We start from the raw sequence: 16,730 nt of genomic DNA, 5'->3' as shown, positions 1-16,730 counted from the left end.
TTGTTATGAATACGAATGTTTCGGTTGAACAACAAAAAGCATCCCTCTTCATTGCCCGAATTGCCTTTTCCATGTTCGTATATGTGGCGGATGTTGAAAAGGACATCACCGCCCAGGAAGTTCGCCGTTTCCAGACCCTGCTGAAAGAGACAGCCTGGAGCGAAAATCCTGATCTCCTTGAAGCTTTCGAAGAACTGCGGGAGAAATATTCAACTTTCTGGAGCGCTTACGAGGATGGCCGTCTCACGGTGACAAGTGCGTCAATCAGCGAGGCCATGACACATGTGAGCCTGCTGGTCGGTGAGACCAGGGACAAGAGGCTACGCAAGGATCTAAGCCGCTTTCTGGAGCGGCTTGAAGGGGGAATCTATGGCGTAAAACTTCTTCAGGGAGACCAAAAAGCGAAGGCCCAGGCGCGCAAGGAGTTGCACCGGATCGTGGGTCATGTGCGGGAAACCCCGCCAAAGCCGGAGCAGGAGCAGCCGGAGGGTACAAGACCTGTGTTGGTGGTGCGTGCGCCGGAAGTCAAGACCCCGGTCCAATCTCCGATTCCAGCCCCAGCCCCAGCTTCGGCGCAAGCCGCGGGGGTTCGTCTCTGGCAGGCGGGTAAGACGCGCGTTCGCTGTGTCTCGATTGTTCAGGAGACCCATGACACCAAGACCTATAATTTCGTGGCTGAACCACAGGTATTGTTTCATTTCAAGGCGGGACAATTCGTTACTATCGAAATTGACCTCAAGGGCCAGACCCTGCGGCGCAGCTACACCATTTCTTCTTCACCCTCGCGGCCCTACCTGTTGTCGATTACCGTGAAGAAGGTACCGATGGGTTGGATGTCGAATTGGTTGTTTGAAAACATGATCGAGGGGATGGAGTGTACCATTAGTGGTCCGGTGGGCAAATTTACATGCGCCGACCACATGGCCCCGAAAATATTGTTTTTGGCCGCCGGCAGCGGAATTACGCCCTGTATGTCCATGCTGCGATGGCTGGCGGATACACCGACCACCACGGAAATTGTTTTCATCAACAGTGTGCGGACACCGGCGGACATCATCTTCCATCAGGAGCTGCTTTATCTCAGCACACGGCTGGGTACGCGGCTGCGTCTTGCGATTTTGCCTAGCGCGCTGTCGCCGGGTCTGCCTTGGCACGGTCCAGTCGGACCTCTGAACTCGGATTTGCTGCGGAGCTATGCCCCGGACTATCTGAAGCGGGAAGTGTTTACCTGTGGACCGCCAGGCTTCATGGATTTTGCTCGATCTCTTTTGCAGAAAATGGATTTTCCGCTTCGGCATTATCATCAGGAGAGTTTCGGTCCTGTTGCCCCGGCTGCGGCGGCAGTAGCTCCTGCGGTACCGGCCGGGACCGTATCGCCGCCCGTTCCCGCTCTAAAACCCACTTCCGGTGCTTCGATCGCGGTGGCAAGCGTCATCGAGGCTCCCAAACCGATCCCAGCGGTCGTGACACCGCGCACAATGTTGTCGCCCCCCGTCAGTGTTACCCCTCCAGCCCGGACAGTTCCCGTCAGAAGTACCCCGAACATCGAGATAAAACATAGCGGTGAGCGTTTTGCGTCAGAGTCGGGCCAAACGATACTGGAAGCGGCTGAAGCAAACGGCGTGAACCTCACCCACTCATGCAGGGCAGGGGTGTGTGGTGCCTGCAAGATGCGCGCGGTTTCAGGCGATGTCGACATGGATGGTGGACATTGTCTGTCGAGCGATGAAATGGCGGACGGTCTGGTGTTGACCTGCGTCGGCCGCGCCAAAGGCGATGTTGTGCTGTCATTGCAGTAGCCAACGATGAGGGTTGCAAAAAACTGATTTCCTTGCAACTAATGCAACGCCGTTGATCAGTAATACAATTAAATTTTCCGGTCTGGGTTGATTATTTCCCGTATGACTGGTCCCTGCAACAGGGAGCGAATCGTCAAGGTTAGGAACGACATGACGGACTGGCGTGATGGGGATGACACGGAGGAAGCCGGCCAAGCGGAAGATCAATCCTCATTGCATAGGAGGTTGTCCGGTATCGATCTAAACCTCCTGATCGCTCTTGAAGCTCTGATGGATTGTCGAAATGTGACCCATGCGGCCAGAAAGCTCGGTCAAACCCAGCCTGCCATGAGTCGATCGCTCGGACGTTTGCGTGATCTTTTGGGTGACGATCTTCTGGTTCGTAGTTCTACCGGCCTGAAGCCGACGGCATATGGCGATTATCTCGCGACCGTATTGCCGGCGGCCATGCTCCATATCAGAGATCTGATATCTTCCCGACCGATGGAGGCGGAAACACGGCTGAGCATCAGCAACGGATTGACGCCTGCCGTGCTGCCCTATTTTCTCAAATTTAGCGGCCGTGAAAATGAGATGTTAAAAATTGCCACGCACAGATCTGCGGACGAAGCTCTATCGCAGCTGCGTTTGCGGACGGCCGATTTTGTCCTTGGCGGTATCTCCACGATCGATACGGACATCGAAAGCGAACTTGTGGCAGAAGAGGAATTTGTCACGCTGGTTGGTTACAATCGGCAAGGGGTTGGTGGTGCGCGCCCGAGTGAAGGCGCCTATCTGTCGCTTCAGCAAATAAGTCTTGTCGAGAATGGCAGGGAAATTTTTCCTCAGCTGGGTGAGGCCTTGCATAGCCATGGCATCAGACGATCCAATATGATCGAGATTCCGGATGTGACAGCTGCCGCGCTCATGGTTTCCGAGAGCGATCTTGCATTGACCGTCCCCCGCTCCATCGCCAGCTGGCTTTCCAAAAGCCTGCGGCTGGCGGCTGTGTTACCGCCGGTATCCATTAGTCCGGAGAGGATTTCGCTGGCATGGCTTGCTGGCGCTTCCCAGAATAAACGCACTCGCACGCTCAATGAACTAAAAGCGTCAGTCAGGGATGCCATGGCGCAGGAACAGCTTTCGGTAACCGCCTTGCGCGCGGTTGATCGGGAAGACTAGTTACATGGTCGCCAAACTCGCTCTGTGGACCGAAAACGATACGGACAATGTCGATCTTGGGCAGTTTGACCTCAATCTTCTGGTGGTGCTGAATGCGTTGTTGCAGCATCGGAACATTACACATGCCGGCAATGCGCTGCAGTTGAGCCAGCCTGCTACCAGCCGGGCCCTGACGCGGCTGCGGGAATTGTTTGAGGATGAACTTCTCATCCGCAACCAGCGTTCTTTTGTGTTAACGCCGCTTGCAAAGGTACTGATGCCCAAGGTCCAAGCGGCGCTTGGCAATATCGACAAGGTCTTTTCAAAGCGGATCATCGCGCCCGAACGCTTCAGTGTTGCCATGCCTGATCATATTGCGTTCTTTCTGGCTCCAAGTCTCACAGCTTATTTTCGCGAAGTCTCATCAACCACTATTTTTCTTCCCCATATTCGCTTGTCCAATATTCTCAGCCAGATGTCGGATGGCGGGATCGATCTGGCATTGGGGCAGGCCGATGACACGCCCCCTGGCTTCTTCTGTCGGGCTTTGCCGCCGATCCCTTCGCTCTGTCTGGCGCGCAAAGGACATGCCGCACTGCAAGGCACCATACCCTATGCGGACCTTGGCCGGTTTCTCTCCGTGCGAATTGGTGCAGTCTTTAATGCCGGGTTTGGCGAGGTGAGTGACGGGCTGGAAGCATTGCGACCGCGCGGCCGAGAGACCATAACCGTGCCCGATATTCATACCGCCGCGCGACTAGTTCATGATACGGACGCCATCCTTGTCCTGCCTTCTCCTTCAGCCAGGTTCCTATCCCATCGATTTGATCTGGAAACATTCCTGCCGAAAAAAGGGCCGGCGCCTCCATCGTACCAGGTGTCGCTCATCTGGCACGAGCGGTGTCATCGCAACAGTATCCATGCTGCGGTTCGCAGCATGGTCGCCTCGCAAGTAATGGAAGGGCGGGTCGAGGCATGACCGCCGCGGCGCGTTTTTAAGACGGTATTATCCGCCGCTAAAAATACACGTCTATTACAGATATAACTGTTTGAAAATTGCAAATCGCGGGCGGTATCGTAAAGTATATTCAGTAACAACGTGAATTTACTTTACCAGCCTATTTTCAACAATGGCTGAGGAACACCGAAGAGAGCCAAATGCGATATGCTGTAAAGAACGATCAAACAAAGATAGAGGCGGATTCGCTGGAAGGAGCATCAGCCCTGCTCGGCGGTCGCTGGAAATTCGTTATTCTCTGGCATTTGTTGGCCGGACCGTTGCGTTTTGCCGAACTTCGGCGATGCATGCCGTTGGCTGCGCCCAAGAACCTTTTGCGCCAGCTTCATGATCTTGAACGACGCGGATTGGTGATGCGCGAGGCGTCGACGAAGCCGGATGTGTGGGTGGAATATAGCATCAGCCCGATTGGACGCACCCTCGAGCCCATTCTGCTTGCGCTTGAATATTGGAGCGAGCGTTATGACACTCATTGCGCAGATCCGGTTGATCGCCGCCGCGCAGTGGGAAAATGATCCAGGTCTTGGGTGGGATTCTACACCCAAGACTTCTCATCAGGTCAAAGAAAGCTTTTTCGATTTTTGGACCACAGCATTGGGCGCTGCTTCCCCGAGAGAGGCGAGAGAGGTTTTCACCGGAATGCCCTCTCCATGCATCCAGAGCATTTCCAGTAAAAAAGCGTAGCGGTTTTAGGTCCTGAAGACGTAAGAACAACCAGACAGTTTGACGGCTCCGTTTAAACCGGGTGTTCTCGCCTATGGAACATATTCCGTGGCGGGCAGGTAAATCTCGGACTGACTATATCGATTGGGCTGACTAAGTGTGTGCAGGACGCCATCAAGAAGATAAATTGCCGACCGCGCGCCGATCAACTCACCGCTGATTTTACCGGGCCGCATATGGTCCTTGATGGTCGCATACTCTGTTGTTTCGATATCTGCGGGAGTGACGCCATCTGCGGTCGCCTGAATTGTGATCCGCACATATTCCCCTTCCGATAGGAGCCCGTGAGACAGGTGTTTTGGCGAAGTCACCTCGATAGTATCGGACGCAATATAGAGTGTGCCAGTATGTGAAATATTGCCCATAGCCACATCGCATAACTCGCGCAAAATAGGCTCAAGATCTTTTGGACTTCCGGTGTGTGTCAATGGTGATTGCGACGTATCGACAGCCAATCTGAGGCTTGGAACAAGCCGGGAGAGCAGAGCGTTTCGTGTCCGCTCGATGACCTGGCGGACATCAAACGGGAAGACCTCGGCACTGGCGAGACGGTGAAGCATGTGGAATCGCTCGACAGTCGATCGCACGCTACGTCCACCGACAAGAATTTCCATCGCGTAGGTGTTGACGGCTTCATCCGCATTTGCGTCGTCGGCTAGAATCTCCGCATATCCAAGGACCGCTGCGAGATCATTATTAAGTTGGTGGGCGAATGTCGCCGTTATGTTGAGAAAACGCTTCATCCGTGCTGCATCTGCCATGGTGTCTCCTGCCGAATAAGTTGTGAGGGAATGCTTTCAGAGAAGCGTTGCTTCAGCTGATGAATGTCACCGGATTTAAGGTGGCGGCTTAGTAACTACGAATGAGGAGCGTGTTGGGAGCCCTTGTAGCTCGGTATGATGCGACCCGCTGTGCCTTGGCCTGGTTGCTCGATGTGGACATCGACATCGAAATGATAACCCATGCCGCGCTCTGTCTTGATGTAGCGTGGATTGGATGCATCCAGTTCCAGCTTCCGGCGTAGGCGAAGGATAAGAACGTCGATGCTGCGGTCGAATATCTCCTGGTCATAGACGCGGGAGGCAATCAGAAGCTGTTCACGTGAGAGTGTTTGTTTTGGCGATTTCAGGAACGCCATTAGAAGATTGTATTCCGTCGAGGTCAGCTTCAGTTCCTCTCCGGAGGCATCGCGCAGCTTGCGGTGGCGTGTGTTTACGCGCCACTCGTCGAAGACATAAACAGCATTGGAATTAACAGGCTTGCGATCAATGCGTCCGCGCAACGCCGCGCGCACCCGAGCCAAGAACTCATGCATCCCGAACGGCTTGGTGATGTAATCGGACGCCCCGGTTTCCAGCCCCACCACCTTGTCGTTCTCCTCCAGGCGGTCACCGCTTATGATAATGACCGGGAGATCGGGTTTGTCATTCAGCTCGCGCACGATCTCCAGCCCGTCCTCCTCGCCGAGGTTGAGGTCGACGATAACCAGATCCACGGCCTTTGCGGCCAGAGATCGCCGAAGCTGCGAACCATCTTCCAGAGCGAACGCATGAAAATTGTGCTTTGAAAGATAATCGACAAGGAGGTTTCTCATCGAGGGATCGTCATCGACAACAAGAATGGTTTGCATGGTCGCTCCTGTTACAAACGAATTAGGCATAACCAAAACTTAAAGCGCGCGTGGCGTGTGAGACAACCGTCGCGATGCGCATGGCATCATGCCAAAAAAGAGGGTGCGACGACGGACACCTGGCGAACTCACGACTCTCCATCGACTGGAACCCCCCGTATTTGTTGGACTTTCCAGTCTTTGCGGTGGGATGACTGGCCACGAAAAAAAATGCGAAATCGCTAAATTACATATCCGTTACAAATGCAACCGAAGTCCGTGTTGACATGAAGCGGTTGTGGAAGATTATAGGTGCAATATTTCAGGCGAGTTAATTATGAATATGTAGCCATAAATTAAATATAGATCAGGATTTTTGATATGAAATATTTAATTAAACTGTTGAGCTGCGAATTTATAATAACCAATAAATACTGCGTATTTGTAATTTCAGGTGCATTGCTGCTCGGTCACTTTAGCGATGTCCGATCAGCTGTTTTTGAACAAATGGATAATGGACAGATTGCGACAATGGATGGCGGCGTGCCCGAGGGCACGCCGTCCCTCGACCAGGTGACAGCGAAAGAGGAGGGGCGACCCCGCATGGCAATATCGCATGTGATTGTAGGATCCGATCAATCGCCTGCCACTCGCAATAGTTCGGTTCTTCTCGATCTCGATCTTAAATCTGCCAAGCCCGCTAACCGGATATCATTTAGTGTGCGCGATGACCCTGAGAAGCCGCTGCCGAAACCGCGGGCGTTAACCCGGCGATTTTCCGCCGAGCAACATAAAATGCGTGATCTGGCTACGCAGGTCGCCTTCGAGTTTTCTCGGGATGGCGGTGTCGCTAGGGCAGGGCTGGACCGGCAGTCTTTTGTGAAATTGTTCACGACGATGATCCAGCGCGAAAGCAACTTTAATGCAAGAGCGGTATCGCATGCCGGTGCAAGCGGCCTCGGCCAGTTAATGCCCGCCACTGCCCGTGCCATGGGAGTATGCGACGTCTTTTCCGAGCGGGACAATCTGGAAGGATCAGCACGTTACCTCGCACAGATGCTCGACCAGTTTGGGTCATCGGCGCTGGCGCTCGCCGCATACAATGCCGGGCCCGGTGCCGTGCAAAAATATCGGGGCATTCCGCCCTATCGTGAAACGCGCCAATACGTTGCCGATATCGTTCATGCGGCCGCGTTGCAGTCTGACGTCGAACTGCCACCGGAGGGTGTCGGAAAAAGAGCCGAAACAGGGTTTGCAACGGGTTGCAACGCTGAAGACGCGACCCCGAAAACAAACCTGATTCCCGTATAAGTAGAAGTAAAGTCCAATTCATTTGAGAGGGTACTATGTCATTCATCCGTCTTCATCTTCAACGCAACATCAAGACCTATCGCCTGCTGTTCGCGGCCACGACCTATATGCTGCTGTCGGCTCATCCTAGCGCTGCGCAGGAATTCAGCGGCATTACTAATTTTATCGACGGTATCGTCAAGGCGCTCACCGGACCACTCGGTATCGCCTGTGCCTCCATCGCCGTTATCGCCATTGGTTTCGTTTTTATGCTCGGGCGTATGGACTGGACGTTTGCGATCTCCGTCATTCTCGGCATCGCAATTGTCTTCGGTGGTGCAACCTTCGTCGGCAGCCTTGGCGCCATGTAAAACGAGGCTTCTAAGAGTGCCGGAAATGCTCGGCCAAGTGGCCGAGCCCCACGAACGGGAGATCCCACACAATGCAACATACGCCGCTCTTCATCGGTCTGACGCGCGAGGTGACGTTTGCCGGACTACCAATTATGTATCTGGTGGTGCTGGTTACGGCGACTATTCTCGGTTTCATCATCTCGCAATCGTTTCTCTACCTGGTCCTGATGGGCGGGTTCGGTTATGCGGCCCTGCGTGGTCTGGCCGCTTATGACCCCAAGATCATCAGCGTTTTCATTGCCACCGTGCAGCAGACCCGGATGCATCCGGGCCTGTTTACCGGCGAAGGGGTGGTGTACCGTGCTTGAGGCGCCCGCAACCCACGCCACCAGGCAGACGACCGACAAGTCGATCAGACGCAGCGAAATGTTGGTTGGCGATCTGCCCTATCTGAGCGTCGTCAATGATACCACGCTCATGCTGCGCAACGGCGACCTCATGGCGTCGTTTGCGGTGGAAGGTATCAATGCCGACACGATGGACGCGCGCCACACTGTCGAGCTGTGCGATTCGCTGTCGCGCTTCATCGCTCAGCAGCGCACGGATGTCGGCTACTATGTCCATCGAATTTCAGTGGAAACACAGCCGCGAATAACACCCGTTTCCGGTCACCCGTTCAACCAGGAGATCGACCGCCGGTGGCAGGAGTATCTCCAGACTGTAGGGCTGCGTGATCGCGTTACGATGGTAACGCTGGTCATTCGGCCACCTCGCCGCATCACGAAGTTTGTTTCGCTCTTCAGCGGAAAGGATGTCTATAGCCGCGAAGAGATCACCGGGCGCGCTGTACGTCTGGATCAAATGGTCAAAACCTGCATGGTGGGTCTCAGTGAGGCCAAACCCGCCCGGCTCAAGGTCAGCGATGGCAGGTGGCTGGGCCTGCTGCGCACCGCCATTGACGGATCGGACGTCAAACTTATTCCCGGCGCAAAGTTTGTACCGGTTTCAGATCGCCTCGCGACGTCGCAGATAAGCTTCCAGGGACGGGTCTTCGAATGCCATGGCGCAGGCCGCGTTCGCTTCGGCACCATTGTCTCGGTCAAGGATTACCCCAACGAAACTTACCCCGGCATTCTCGATCGTTTGAACCTGCCGTATGATACCGTTGTCACACAAAGCTTCACCCCGATAGATCCGATTTCGGCGCAGGGGAAGATTTCAAGGGTACGTAAGCAGATGCGCGCCGCCGAGGATGCCGCTGTCTCGCTGTTGGCGCAGCTGGAAGAGGCCGAGGACGATGTGGCCTCTGGCAGGGTGGTCTTTGGTGAACACCATTGCAGCATTGCCCTGTTTTGCGACAGCCGTGCCGAACTCGAACAAGCCATGGCATATGTGACCCGCGCCATGCAGGATGCGGGGGCGGCAATCGTGCGCGAAAGCTTTTCATCGCGTGCCGTGTATTTCGCCCAACATCCTGGTAATTTTGCGTATCGTACCCGCCCGGCAATGATCTCGTCGCAGAATTTTGCGCAGCTCTGCGCGCTTCATGGTCTGCCAAAAGGCAATCCGCCGGAGAAATGCCCTTGGGGTGACGCCGTCACGATTATTCCGACGGCGCGCGGAGAAACGTTCCGGTTCAATTTTCACCTTCCTGGCAAACGCGACCAGAGAACGGTCGGCCACACGCTGGTGCTTGGCCAGACCGGATCCGGCAAGACGCTAGGCACGGCATTTCTGATAAGTCAGGCGCAAAGGCTGAATGTTCGTACAATTCTGTTCGACAAGGATAACGGCTTCGAAATGGCCGTGCGTGCGATGGGCGGCCATTATTCCGCTGTGCGCATGGGTGCGGAAACGGCGTTCAACCCCATGCGTGCCGAAGCAGACGCGCGCGGCGCCGCATGGCTGACGGACTGGTTGACCGCAATGGTTGAAAATGACGGCGACAGGCTCAATCCCGTACAGATTCAGGCACTAACCGATGCCGTCCAGTCCAACAGCGTTGCGGACCGGAGATTGCAGAATTTCGAGCAGTTTCGCAGTCAGCTGCGTGCGACCGACGACGATGGCGATCTTTACAATCGCCTGGGCCGCTGGGACGATACCGGCCAGTTTGGCTGGCTGTTTGGAGGCAAGGGCCTCGATCCCCTCGCATTCGATGACGGGGTTACCGCGTTCGATCTCTCCGAAATCTTCGATAACGATACCGTTCGCACCGCATGGCTGAGTTATGTGTTTCGACGGGTCGAAAGGCTCGTGGAAGACGAACATCCCACGCTTCTGGTGCTGGACGAGGCCTGGAAGCTTCTTGACGATCCGTATTTCGAATCCCGTCTGAAGGACTGGATGCTGACCATGCGCAAGAAGAACGTTGCCGTCGTTCTCCTGACGCAGCGCGTATCCCACATTAAAAACAGCCGCGCCGGCGACGCCATTCTGGAAAGCGCGGTAACGCGCCTCGTCTATCCCAGCGCCTTTAACACGGAAGCGGAATTGGCGCCGCTACACCTGACGCCGACGGAAACCTCGTTCCTGCAAATGAGCAATGTCGACAACCATTTCGTGTTGATGAAATCCGGTGCCGACAGTGTGGTCCTGGATCTGGATCTCGGCGCTTTGGGCAAGGCACTCGATATTTTGGGAGGCGGACGCGGTGAAAGGGCGCCGGCCGGCTGGCGCGACAGGCCGGATTTTTACACGGAGATGCTTTAGTAATGCGGAAAATACTTATTCTATTTTTATGTCTTTCCGGTCTCGTTTCCTGCCAGTCTGTTCCTGCCGAGCGGAAGAACAACTGCGCGTGTCTATGGGAAAGACCTCAAGGTATTCAAACTATACTAGAAGGAGTACAGGCATGACCAACACCCGGTATATTGCATTGCTGTCTTTCACCGCATTGCTGTCCGTCAGTGCCGCGACACTGCCCGTGCGAGCGCAGCAGATCATCGAACGTCTGGCCGATCCCATCATTGGCGCCATTCCCGCTGCTCCAAACGATGCGCAACTATCCCACGACGAAGTATCCATCGGGCAGTTGATGAAGATTGTTGAGCTTTCCCGGGTGATCGGCGGCGGGATCACCCAATTGTTCAATACGATTGTTTCGCAGACCGCCGCATTGGAAAAAATGCGGGATGCGCAGAACGGCGTGAAGACGATCCCGCTCCACAATGAGCCGGAAAAGGCGGAGGAACGTGCGGGTGGTTTTGGCCTCAATGAAATGGCAAAGACTGCCTTGGAAGGCCTGCCGCTCGAACCCGAGGCGATCAGTGAGGCGCTTGCGAAATTTCGACTGGATTTCGGACTTGAAAAAGCGTTTGCGCTCAAGGATGACGGCTCGCCCAGCAAATTCTTTCTTGCAAACGCGGCCGCGCAGGGCGCGATCGCAGCCTCGACAGCGGAGGTTTCTTACAAGCGCGCAAATAGCAGCATGGATAGAATCCCCAGCTATATCAGCGCCATTGAAAACAGCCTGGACCTGAAAACGAGCGTCGACATCAACACCCGCGTGATGATCGAGCTGACCCAGCAGGTCAATGAAAGCCTGCGGACCCAGTCCGCTTTGGCTTCGATGGCCGGCACCTATTTCATGGTCCTCGGCGGCGAGGTTGGAAAACAATCGCCGTTCAAAGGCCTCGAAGAATATAACAGGTGATATATGGGCCTGATCACTTACATTTCCACATCGATAGATTCGACGATGATCGGGTACGTTGAAGAAGTATTCAATGATATCGCAACCCCCATGCGTATTCTCCTGAATTCCATGGCTGTACTTGCACTGATGTTTTTGGCGTTAAACCACATACTTCAATTCAAAACAGTCAGTATGGCCGTGTATTTCTCGTGGTTTCTGAGATTTATATTAATTTATTCAGTGGGAACATTCTGGGTAAATTTCGAGGGAATATATAATATATTCGTGGAGCTTCCGAGTGACTACTCCACGCTTTTGATCAAATCGTCCCTGTCGAACATCAAAACGATTTCGACCGACATTCTGGACCCGGCGCGTATCACGGACAGCCCCACGGCGATGGATGAATTCACCCATGCACTGACGTGGATTTCCAGCAAGTATCTAACCGATGTCTCCATTTGGGACATTGGCGGATCCATCAAGAACGTGTTTTTGGGCGCACTTATTCTTATCATTGCATGTGTTTTCACGGCCATCGCGGCGGTCGTGCTGGCGTTTGCCAAAATCGGTTTTGCCGTCGCAATGTGTCTCGCCCCGCTTGCCATCGTTTTTTTGATGATGGAGCAGACCAAGCAGTATTTTGACAGCTGGCTACGGTTTTTGGTTGGTTTCGTGGTGCTTCCCATTCTGGTGACGGCGCTGATGTCGATTATTCTTTATGTCGCGGGCGAAATTCTAGCTTCGTCGGGTGCGTCTGCCGAGAACAAGGATCGCTTCTTCGCATTCATCTTCATCATGGCGGCGGCATTGATCCTGTTGTCGCAACTTCCCACCATGGCCAGCACCCTTGCATCCTCCTCTGTTTCAGTGGTTGGAGCCAGTGTGGCAAGCGCGCGCAGCATGATGAGGAATTCTTCCAGACTTCACAGCCTGGGGCAGCGCGCTCGAGACGGTGTCGGTGTTGCCAACAGCGCCCGCAAGGCAGGCGCGTCACCCTCTGGAATCGCGATGTCCGCCATCAGCGGCTTCAGACAGAGCGCCGGCCTGCGCCAGGCGCGTCGCGATGACAGGCTAGCTGATCGTATTAAAGGGACGGGCGGCGAGAAGAAAGCGCCCCGGCGTCACCATGAAGGCAATTCCGCGGCCCGAACGCCCGCCAGCACCGACACGCCTGAGCAACAGAACCTAAATCGCCCCTGATCACTTTTAAATCTTTTGAATAACGAGATGCATCATGACAGACAGCGACACTCATCACGCCTTTGAGGATGAACTTTTCTTCACCTTGCGCCAGCAGCGCAATAATTGGGCGAAGATTGCTATTGGCTCTGTCGCCTTGGCACTTCTCTCCATTTGTTGTTTGCTGGTCATCCTGCCACTGAATGAGACACGCCCTTTTGTCGTCATGGTGGACAAGACAACGGGGCAGGCGGAGAAGGTGGTGGAGGTGCGGCCTGCCACGCTTGACCAGCAGGATGCGGTGCGTCAGGCCGAGCTGGTGTCTTATGTGGTCGATCGTGAAACATTTGATCCGGCGGACAATGGAATCCGTATCCCCGACGTCATGACACGATCCAAGGACAACGCGGCGGAAACACTTGCATCGCTGTGGAGCGCGTCATCGAAACAATATCCGCCGGCGGTCTACGGTAGCGACATCCGGGTTCGTGTGGTCGTCAAGTCGATTTCCATCAGCCCGTCGGCGCGGCGGAATGCGCCCGATCTCGCCCGTGTACGAATTACCAAATACCGCGAGGAAAAGGGGAGGGAGACCGCCGAGCGTACTTTCGTGGCGACTGTCGGCTTTACGTTCCAGCCTAACGCTAATGCGCAGTTGCAGGCGGTGTGGAAAAATCCATTGGGCTTTACCGTAGTTTCCTATCGCATCGACGCCGAACTGGCCGGATAACATAACGAGGATATTTTATGTTTAATATCAGATATGTAGTTTTTCCATTTGTTTCAATTCTCTGCTTGCAGAACGCTTCTGCCGCCCCGGTCCCTGGCATTGCCCCAACTCCGGTCACGGCAACAGTATCTGCTTCCGATCCGCGGATCCGGCACTATGCCTATAATGAAAACGCGGTGTATCGGCTTGAACTCTACCTCAAATCAGTGACGGCGTTACAATTTGCGAGCGGGGAAGAAGTTCAGGCCATTCTGATTGGCGATAGCACCAGCTGGGAGGTCGTAAAGCTCAAGAGCGGTAATGTCGTCAGCGTGAAACCCATCGTCGAGTCGGGTGATACAAACATGACCATTTACACCGACAAGCGCGTCTACTCGTTCGACCTTCACTCCGCAGGTGCCGCCAAGGCGGGCGCTCCCAACGTGTTCCGCTCCGTCTTTACCTACCCGGCCGATAAGAAACGCGTCCCAACGGCGCCTACGCCAGACGCAATGCCGGTCAACACAGATTACATGCTGTCCGGCACAGCAGCCTTCCGCCCCGATTGGGTCCAGGACAATGGCAGTCAGACAACGTTCTACCTTCCGAAAAACTCCCCCCGCCCCGCGATTTTCAAGGTGGGGGCTGACCGCAAGGAAGAGCTGATCAACTCTCGGACCAACGGCAACCGCGTCGTCGTGGACGGTACAAGCACCTATTGGGTGCTGCGTATCGGCAATGAAGTCGTTTGCGTCGGTCTCGGTTCGGCCGTGCAGGCATCGGGCGGCGGCAAGGTGAAGGCGGAGGTTCGCAATGGCGTCTAATGGTCTGCAGGATGACGACCGAGCGGGCAATGATACGCCGCGTGGTCATGCGACGCCGGATCGCGAAGAACTGATAGGCGCCCGTCGGCAGCGTCAACAGGGTTCTTCCCGAGCGAACAAGAAGCTCATCATGTCCGTGGCGATGATCTGCGGCGGTGTGCTTGTCTTTGCGATTGGCTTTGGATCGACCGGTCTCAAAATGATTTTCGGTCAAAACGAGGACACGCAGCGCGTGTCGGAAGTGGATATGGAAGTCGGCAGAGGTCGGAATAACGACGTCAAGCTTGATTTCATCGTGCCCGGAAAACCGGTGCCGGAGGTAAAGGAGGTCGATCCCAACGCGGCGTTGAATGAAAAACTCAAGGCAATGCAGGCGCAGATTGCCGAAATGGGAAAAAACAGACCGTCAGGCGTGTCGAATTCTGAAGTTCAGCAGCTGCTGGCGCGGTATACCCAGACGATGACCGAAAAAATGGAGGCGCAAAGCAAAGCGCTCGCCGAAGAGAATGCACGCCTGCGCGATGAGACGATGCGCGCCGACGAGTTGCGCCGCAAGCTTGAAGAGGAGCAGGCCCGTGCCGCGTCCGATCTCAAGGAACGCCGCGCATTGGACAAGGCTCAACGCGAATCGGATGCCGTTGTCGTCGACGAGGGCGCAAACGCATACGCCGCAATGATCGGTCAAAACGGGGAAATGACACCGGAGGGCGATCTGAATGCGAACCAGCGTTTCCTCATGTCGGCAGCGTCGTCGGTCGTTCAGACTTCGGTTTCCACCAATCTCTCTGATCCGTCCCGCACCGTGGTGCAGGGAACAATCGTCTCCGCCGTTCTGGAAACGGCGATTGACACCCAGCTCCCCGGGTACCTCAGGGCTCAGGTCATGGAGCCTGTGTTCTCGTTCGATGGATCCCGAGTTCTTATGCCGCAGGGTACTATTCTGATCGGCCAATTCAATAATGACGTCGATATTGCGCAAAAACGGGTGCTGATCGCTTGGAACAGAGCCGTGACACCGGATGGAAAATCGGTGGCGCTGGGCTCTACAGGCACAGATAAGCTCGGCCGGTCCGGGACACTGGGCAATGTCAATAACCGTTACATGACCAAGTTCGGAGCCGCCGCGGTCATCAGCGCCATCACCATCGCTCCCTCGATGATCGCTGACAGCATCGGTGGGAACGATTCAAATAGCAGTGGTACGACGATCAACATCGGCGGCAGCAGTGGTGGTGGTGGCAGTGGGCAGGCGATAGCCAGTTCCGTCGGCGGCTCGCTGGGTGAACAGACAAATGGGGTTATGGAAAAATACCTCAATTTGCCACCCGTCATTCGCGTTCCGCAGGGAGAGGAAATCCGTATTTTCGTAAACCGTGATCTGGTGTTCCGATGAATGAACTGGTGCCTTCGCGTGAAATTTCCTATGTCGAGCAATATCTGGCGCCTCTGAAAGAGTATCTGACCGACGATCGCATCAACGAGCTGGTGATCAATCCCAACGGATCGATCTTCATCGAAGTCGCCGGCGCGGGTTTCATGACCGAAATCGATGTCACGCTGTCACCCCATTCGATCAAACGACTGGGGGCGACACTGGCCGGCGAGACGCGCAATACGCTCGGCGCTCTCAATCCCATCGTGTCAGGTCGTGTCAATGTCTGGGGAAATCCACAACGCGTGCAGATCGTAGTCGATCCGGCGGTCGAGCAGGGCGTGTCGCTGTCGATCCGCAAATATCTGAGCCGTACATTAACCAGCGCCGATATCGGCTTCATCGGCGGCCGGCAGATACGCGTCGACGATGAGCGCCGCAGGCGTCACGCCGAAATTGCGGAACTGGCGAATACGGGCGATCTGCAGCGTCTGTTTCGGCAGGCCATCGATGAGCATTTTAATATTCTGATCGCAGGCGGCACCTCGTCGGGCAAGACCACCGTGGCGCGTACGCTCATTGAGATGATGGACCGAAATGAACGGTTGATTACCATCGAGGATGCGCCGGAACTCTTTCCCAACCATCGTAACCAAGTTGCCCTTATCGCGGACCGCAAAGACAAATCTGCGCGAATGCCTTCCAAGCTTCTGGAAAGTTGCCTGCGAATGCGGCCCGATCGCATTATTCTTGGCGAAATCCGCGGCGTCGAGGCTTATGATTTTCTCGAGGCGATCAATACCGGCCATCCAGGGGCGGTGACCACCATCCACGCCGACAGCCCGGCACTTGCTTTCGATCGCCTCGCACTGATGGTGATGCGATCTGGCGTGCGTCTCAGCCACAGCGAGGTGATTCTGTACGCCAAGCGCACCATCGACCTCGTCGTCCAGGTTGGCAGGCGTAACGGCGTCAGAGGCGTTCTGGAAGTTTATCTTCCGTCACAGGATTGACGGACGCGCCAAGACAATCAGCCCATGATGATTGCGACCAGTAAAAGCCGCAAGCCAGCCG

Annotated in this window: 16 protein-coding genes; 14 read left to right on the top strand and 2 right to left on the bottom strand. The window is 55.1% G+C overall.

Translation table 11 applies throughout. From position 1 onward, the window contains the following. The first annotated feature begins 5 nt into the window (after positions 1 to 5). From O3S81_RS24820 to O3S81_RS24805, 4 genes are all read left to right on the top strand, one after another. Positions 6 to 1,799, top strand: coding sequence for a hybrid-cluster NAD(P)-dependent oxidoreductase (locus O3S81_RS24820; RefSeq protein WP_269347504.1), 1,794 nt, complete (start codon positions 6 to 8; stop codon positions 1,797 to 1,799). A gap of 150 nt (positions 1,800 to 1,949) precedes the next feature. Next, positions 1,950 to 2,960 (top strand): LysR family transcriptional regulator, encoded by a 1,011-nt coding sequence (locus tag O3S81_RS24815; RefSeq protein ID WP_162693450.1) that lies wholly within the window; start codon positions 1,950 to 1,952, stop codon positions 2,958 to 2,960. Between the two features lie 4 nt (positions 2,961 to 2,964). Beyond that, on the top strand, positions 2,965 to 3,918 hold the full coding sequence (locus tag O3S81_RS24810; protein ID WP_112934536.1) for a LysR family transcriptional regulator: 954 nt from the start codon (positions 2,965 to 2,967) through the stop codon (positions 3,916 to 3,918). 179 nt (positions 3,919 to 4,097) lie between these two features. Beyond that, positions 4,098 to 4,472: a winged helix-turn-helix transcriptional regulator gene (locus O3S81_RS24805; RefSeq protein ID WP_111794429.1), complete on the top strand. Its 375-nt coding sequence runs from the start codon at positions 4,098 to 4,100 to the stop codon at positions 4,470 to 4,472. Positions 4,473 to 4,712: 240 nt separating this feature from the next. On the opposite strand, the gene O3S81_RS24800 is transcribed toward O3S81_RS24805, so the two are convergent. Continuing rightward, on the bottom strand, positions 4,713 to 5,441 hold the full coding sequence (locus tag O3S81_RS24800) for a histidine kinase dimerization/phospho-acceptor domain-containing protein (protein ID WP_269347502.1): 729 nt from the start codon (positions 5,439 to 5,441) through the stop codon (positions 4,713 to 4,715). Positions 5,442 to 5,536: 95 nt separating this feature from the next. Further along, the gene (locus O3S81_RS24795) at positions 5,537 to 6,310 is read right to left on the bottom strand and encodes a response regulator (protein ID WP_111794431.1); all 774 of its coding nucleotides are present in this window, start codon (positions 6,308 to 6,310) and stop codon (positions 5,537 to 5,539) included. A gap of 360 nt (positions 6,311 to 6,670) precedes the next feature. On the opposite strand from O3S81_RS24795, the gene O3S81_RS24790 reads away from it, so the two are divergent. The 10 genes from O3S81_RS24790 (at position 6,671) to virB11 (ending at position 16,669) form a co-directional block, all read left to right on the top strand. Next, positions 6,671 to 7,600 (top strand): lytic transglycosylase domain-containing protein, encoded by a 930-nt coding sequence (locus tag O3S81_RS24790; RefSeq protein WP_269347501.1) that lies wholly within the window; start codon positions 6,671 to 6,673, stop codon positions 7,598 to 7,600. A gap of 35 nt (positions 7,601 to 7,635) precedes the next feature. Next, a complete protein-coding gene (locus O3S81_RS24785) occupies positions 7,636 to 7,950 on the top strand; it encodes a TrbC/VirB2 family protein (protein ID WP_111794432.1) in 315 nt (104 codons plus the stop codon). A gap of 71 nt (positions 7,951 to 8,021) precedes the next feature. Next, complete coding sequence (locus O3S81_RS24780) at positions 8,022 to 8,300, top strand: VirB3 family type IV secretion system protein (RefSeq protein WP_269347500.1); 279 nt, start codon at positions 8,022 to 8,024, stop codon at positions 8,298 to 8,300. A 58-nt stretch (positions 8,301 to 8,358) separates the two neighbouring features. Beyond that, entirely contained in the window at positions 8,359 to 10,644 is a 2,286-nt protein-coding gene (locus O3S81_RS24775; RefSeq protein ID WP_111794460.1) for a DUF87 domain-containing protein, read from the top strand. 142 nt (positions 10,645 to 10,786) lie between these two features. Then, positions 10,787 to 11,587 (top strand): type IV secretion system protein, encoded by an 801-nt coding sequence (locus tag O3S81_RS24770; RefSeq protein ID WP_269347499.1) that lies wholly within the window; start codon positions 10,787 to 10,789, stop codon positions 11,585 to 11,587. Between the two features lie 3 nt (positions 11,588 to 11,590). Continuing rightward, positions 11,591 to 12,772, top strand: a complete 1,182-nt coding sequence (locus tag O3S81_RS24765) for a type IV secretion system protein (protein ID WP_111794435.1) — start codon at positions 11,591 to 11,593, stop codon at positions 12,770 to 12,772. A gap of 34 nt (positions 12,773 to 12,806) precedes the next feature. Beyond that, complete coding sequence (locus O3S81_RS24760) at positions 12,807 to 13,481, top strand: virB8 family protein (protein ID WP_111794436.1); 675 nt, start codon at positions 12,807 to 12,809, stop codon at positions 13,479 to 13,481. Between the two features lie 17 nt (positions 13,482 to 13,498). Next, positions 13,499 to 14,284: a TrbG/VirB9 family P-type conjugative transfer protein gene (locus tag O3S81_RS24755; protein ID WP_269347497.1), complete on the top strand. Its 786-nt coding sequence runs from the start codon at positions 13,499 to 13,501 to the stop codon at positions 14,282 to 14,284. After that, positions 14,274 to 15,677, top strand: a complete 1,404-nt coding sequence (locus tag O3S81_RS24750; protein ID WP_269347496.1) for a TrbI/VirB10 family protein — start codon at positions 14,274 to 14,276, stop codon at positions 15,675 to 15,677. The genes O3S81_RS24755 and O3S81_RS24750 overlap by 11 nt, the downstream gene beginning before the upstream one ends. Continuing rightward, complete coding sequence (gene virB11 / locus O3S81_RS24745; RefSeq protein ID WP_269347495.1) at positions 15,674 to 16,669, top strand: P-type DNA transfer ATPase VirB11; 996 nt, start codon at positions 15,674 to 15,676, stop codon at positions 16,667 to 16,669. Before O3S81_RS24750 ends, virB11 begins: the two co-directional genes overlap by 4 nt. Positions 16,670 to 16,730: the final 61 nt, after the last annotated feature.

It is taken from the genome of Agrobacterium sp. SOY23, from assembly GCF_027212525.1.
Taxonomy (GTDB): domain Bacteria; phylum Pseudomonadota; class Alphaproteobacteria; order Rhizobiales; family Rhizobiaceae; genus Agrobacterium; species Agrobacterium tumefaciens_I.
Note: the sequence above shows the minus strand (reverse complement) of the source record. Positions and strands in the feature narration are given on the sequence as shown.

What these genes read in the sequence shown, in the direction of transcription:
- virB11 (WP_269347495.1), top strand. Translation starts at nt 15,674, where the DNA reads ATGAATGAACTGGTGCCTTCGCGTGAAATTTCCTATGTCGAGCAATAT.
- O3S81_RS24765 (WP_111794435.1), top strand. Translation starts at nt 11,591, where the DNA reads ATGGGCCTGATCACTTACATTTCCACATCGATAGATTCGACGATGATC.
- O3S81_RS24805 (WP_111794429.1), top strand. Translation starts at nt 4,098, where the DNA reads ATGCGATATGCTGTAAAGAACGATCAAACAAAGATAGAGGCGGATTCG.
- O3S81_RS24790 (WP_269347501.1), top strand. Translation starts at nt 6,671, where the DNA reads ATGAAATATTTAATTAAACTGTTGAGCTGCGAATTTATAATAACCAAT.
- O3S81_RS24820 (WP_269347504.1), top strand. Translation starts at nt 6, where the DNA reads ATGAATACGAATGTTTCGGTTGAACAACAAAAAGCATCCCTCTTCATT.
- O3S81_RS24760 (WP_111794436.1), top strand. Translation starts at nt 12,807, where the DNA reads ATGACAGACAGCGACACTCATCACGCCTTTGAGGATGAACTTTTCTTC.
- O3S81_RS24800 (WP_269347502.1), bottom strand. Translation starts at nt 5,441, where the DNA reads ATGGCAGATGCAGCACGGATGAAGCGTTTTCTCAACATAACGGCGACA.
- O3S81_RS24785 (WP_111794432.1), top strand. Translation starts at nt 7,636, where the DNA reads ATGTCATTCATCCGTCTTCATCTTCAACGCAACATCAAGACCTATCGC.
- O3S81_RS24755 (WP_269347497.1), top strand. Translation starts at nt 13,499, where the DNA reads ATGTTTAATATCAGATATGTAGTTTTTCCATTTGTTTCAATTCTCTGC.
- O3S81_RS24770 (WP_269347499.1), top strand. Translation starts at nt 10,787, where the DNA reads ATGACCAACACCCGGTATATTGCATTGCTGTCTTTCACCGCATTGCTG.
- O3S81_RS24750 (WP_269347496.1), top strand. Translation starts at nt 14,274, where the DNA reads ATGGCGTCTAATGGTCTGCAGGATGACGACCGAGCGGGCAATGATACG.
- O3S81_RS24780 (WP_269347500.1), top strand. Translation starts at nt 8,022, where the DNA reads ATGCAACATACGCCGCTCTTCATCGGTCTGACGCGCGAGGTGACGTTT.
- O3S81_RS24815 (WP_162693450.1), top strand. Translation starts at nt 1,950, where the DNA reads ATGACGGACTGGCGTGATGGGGATGACACGGAGGAAGCCGGCCAAGCG.
- O3S81_RS24775 (WP_111794460.1), top strand. Translation starts at nt 8,359, where the DNA reads ATGTTGGTTGGCGATCTGCCCTATCTGAGCGTCGTCAATGATACCACG.
- O3S81_RS24795 (WP_111794431.1), bottom strand. Translation starts at nt 6,310, where the DNA reads ATGCAAACCATTCTTGTTGTCGATGACGATCCCTCGATGAGAAACCTC.
- O3S81_RS24810 (WP_112934536.1), top strand. Translation starts at nt 2,965, where the DNA reads ATGGTCGCCAAACTCGCTCTGTGGACCGAAAACGATACGGACAATGTC.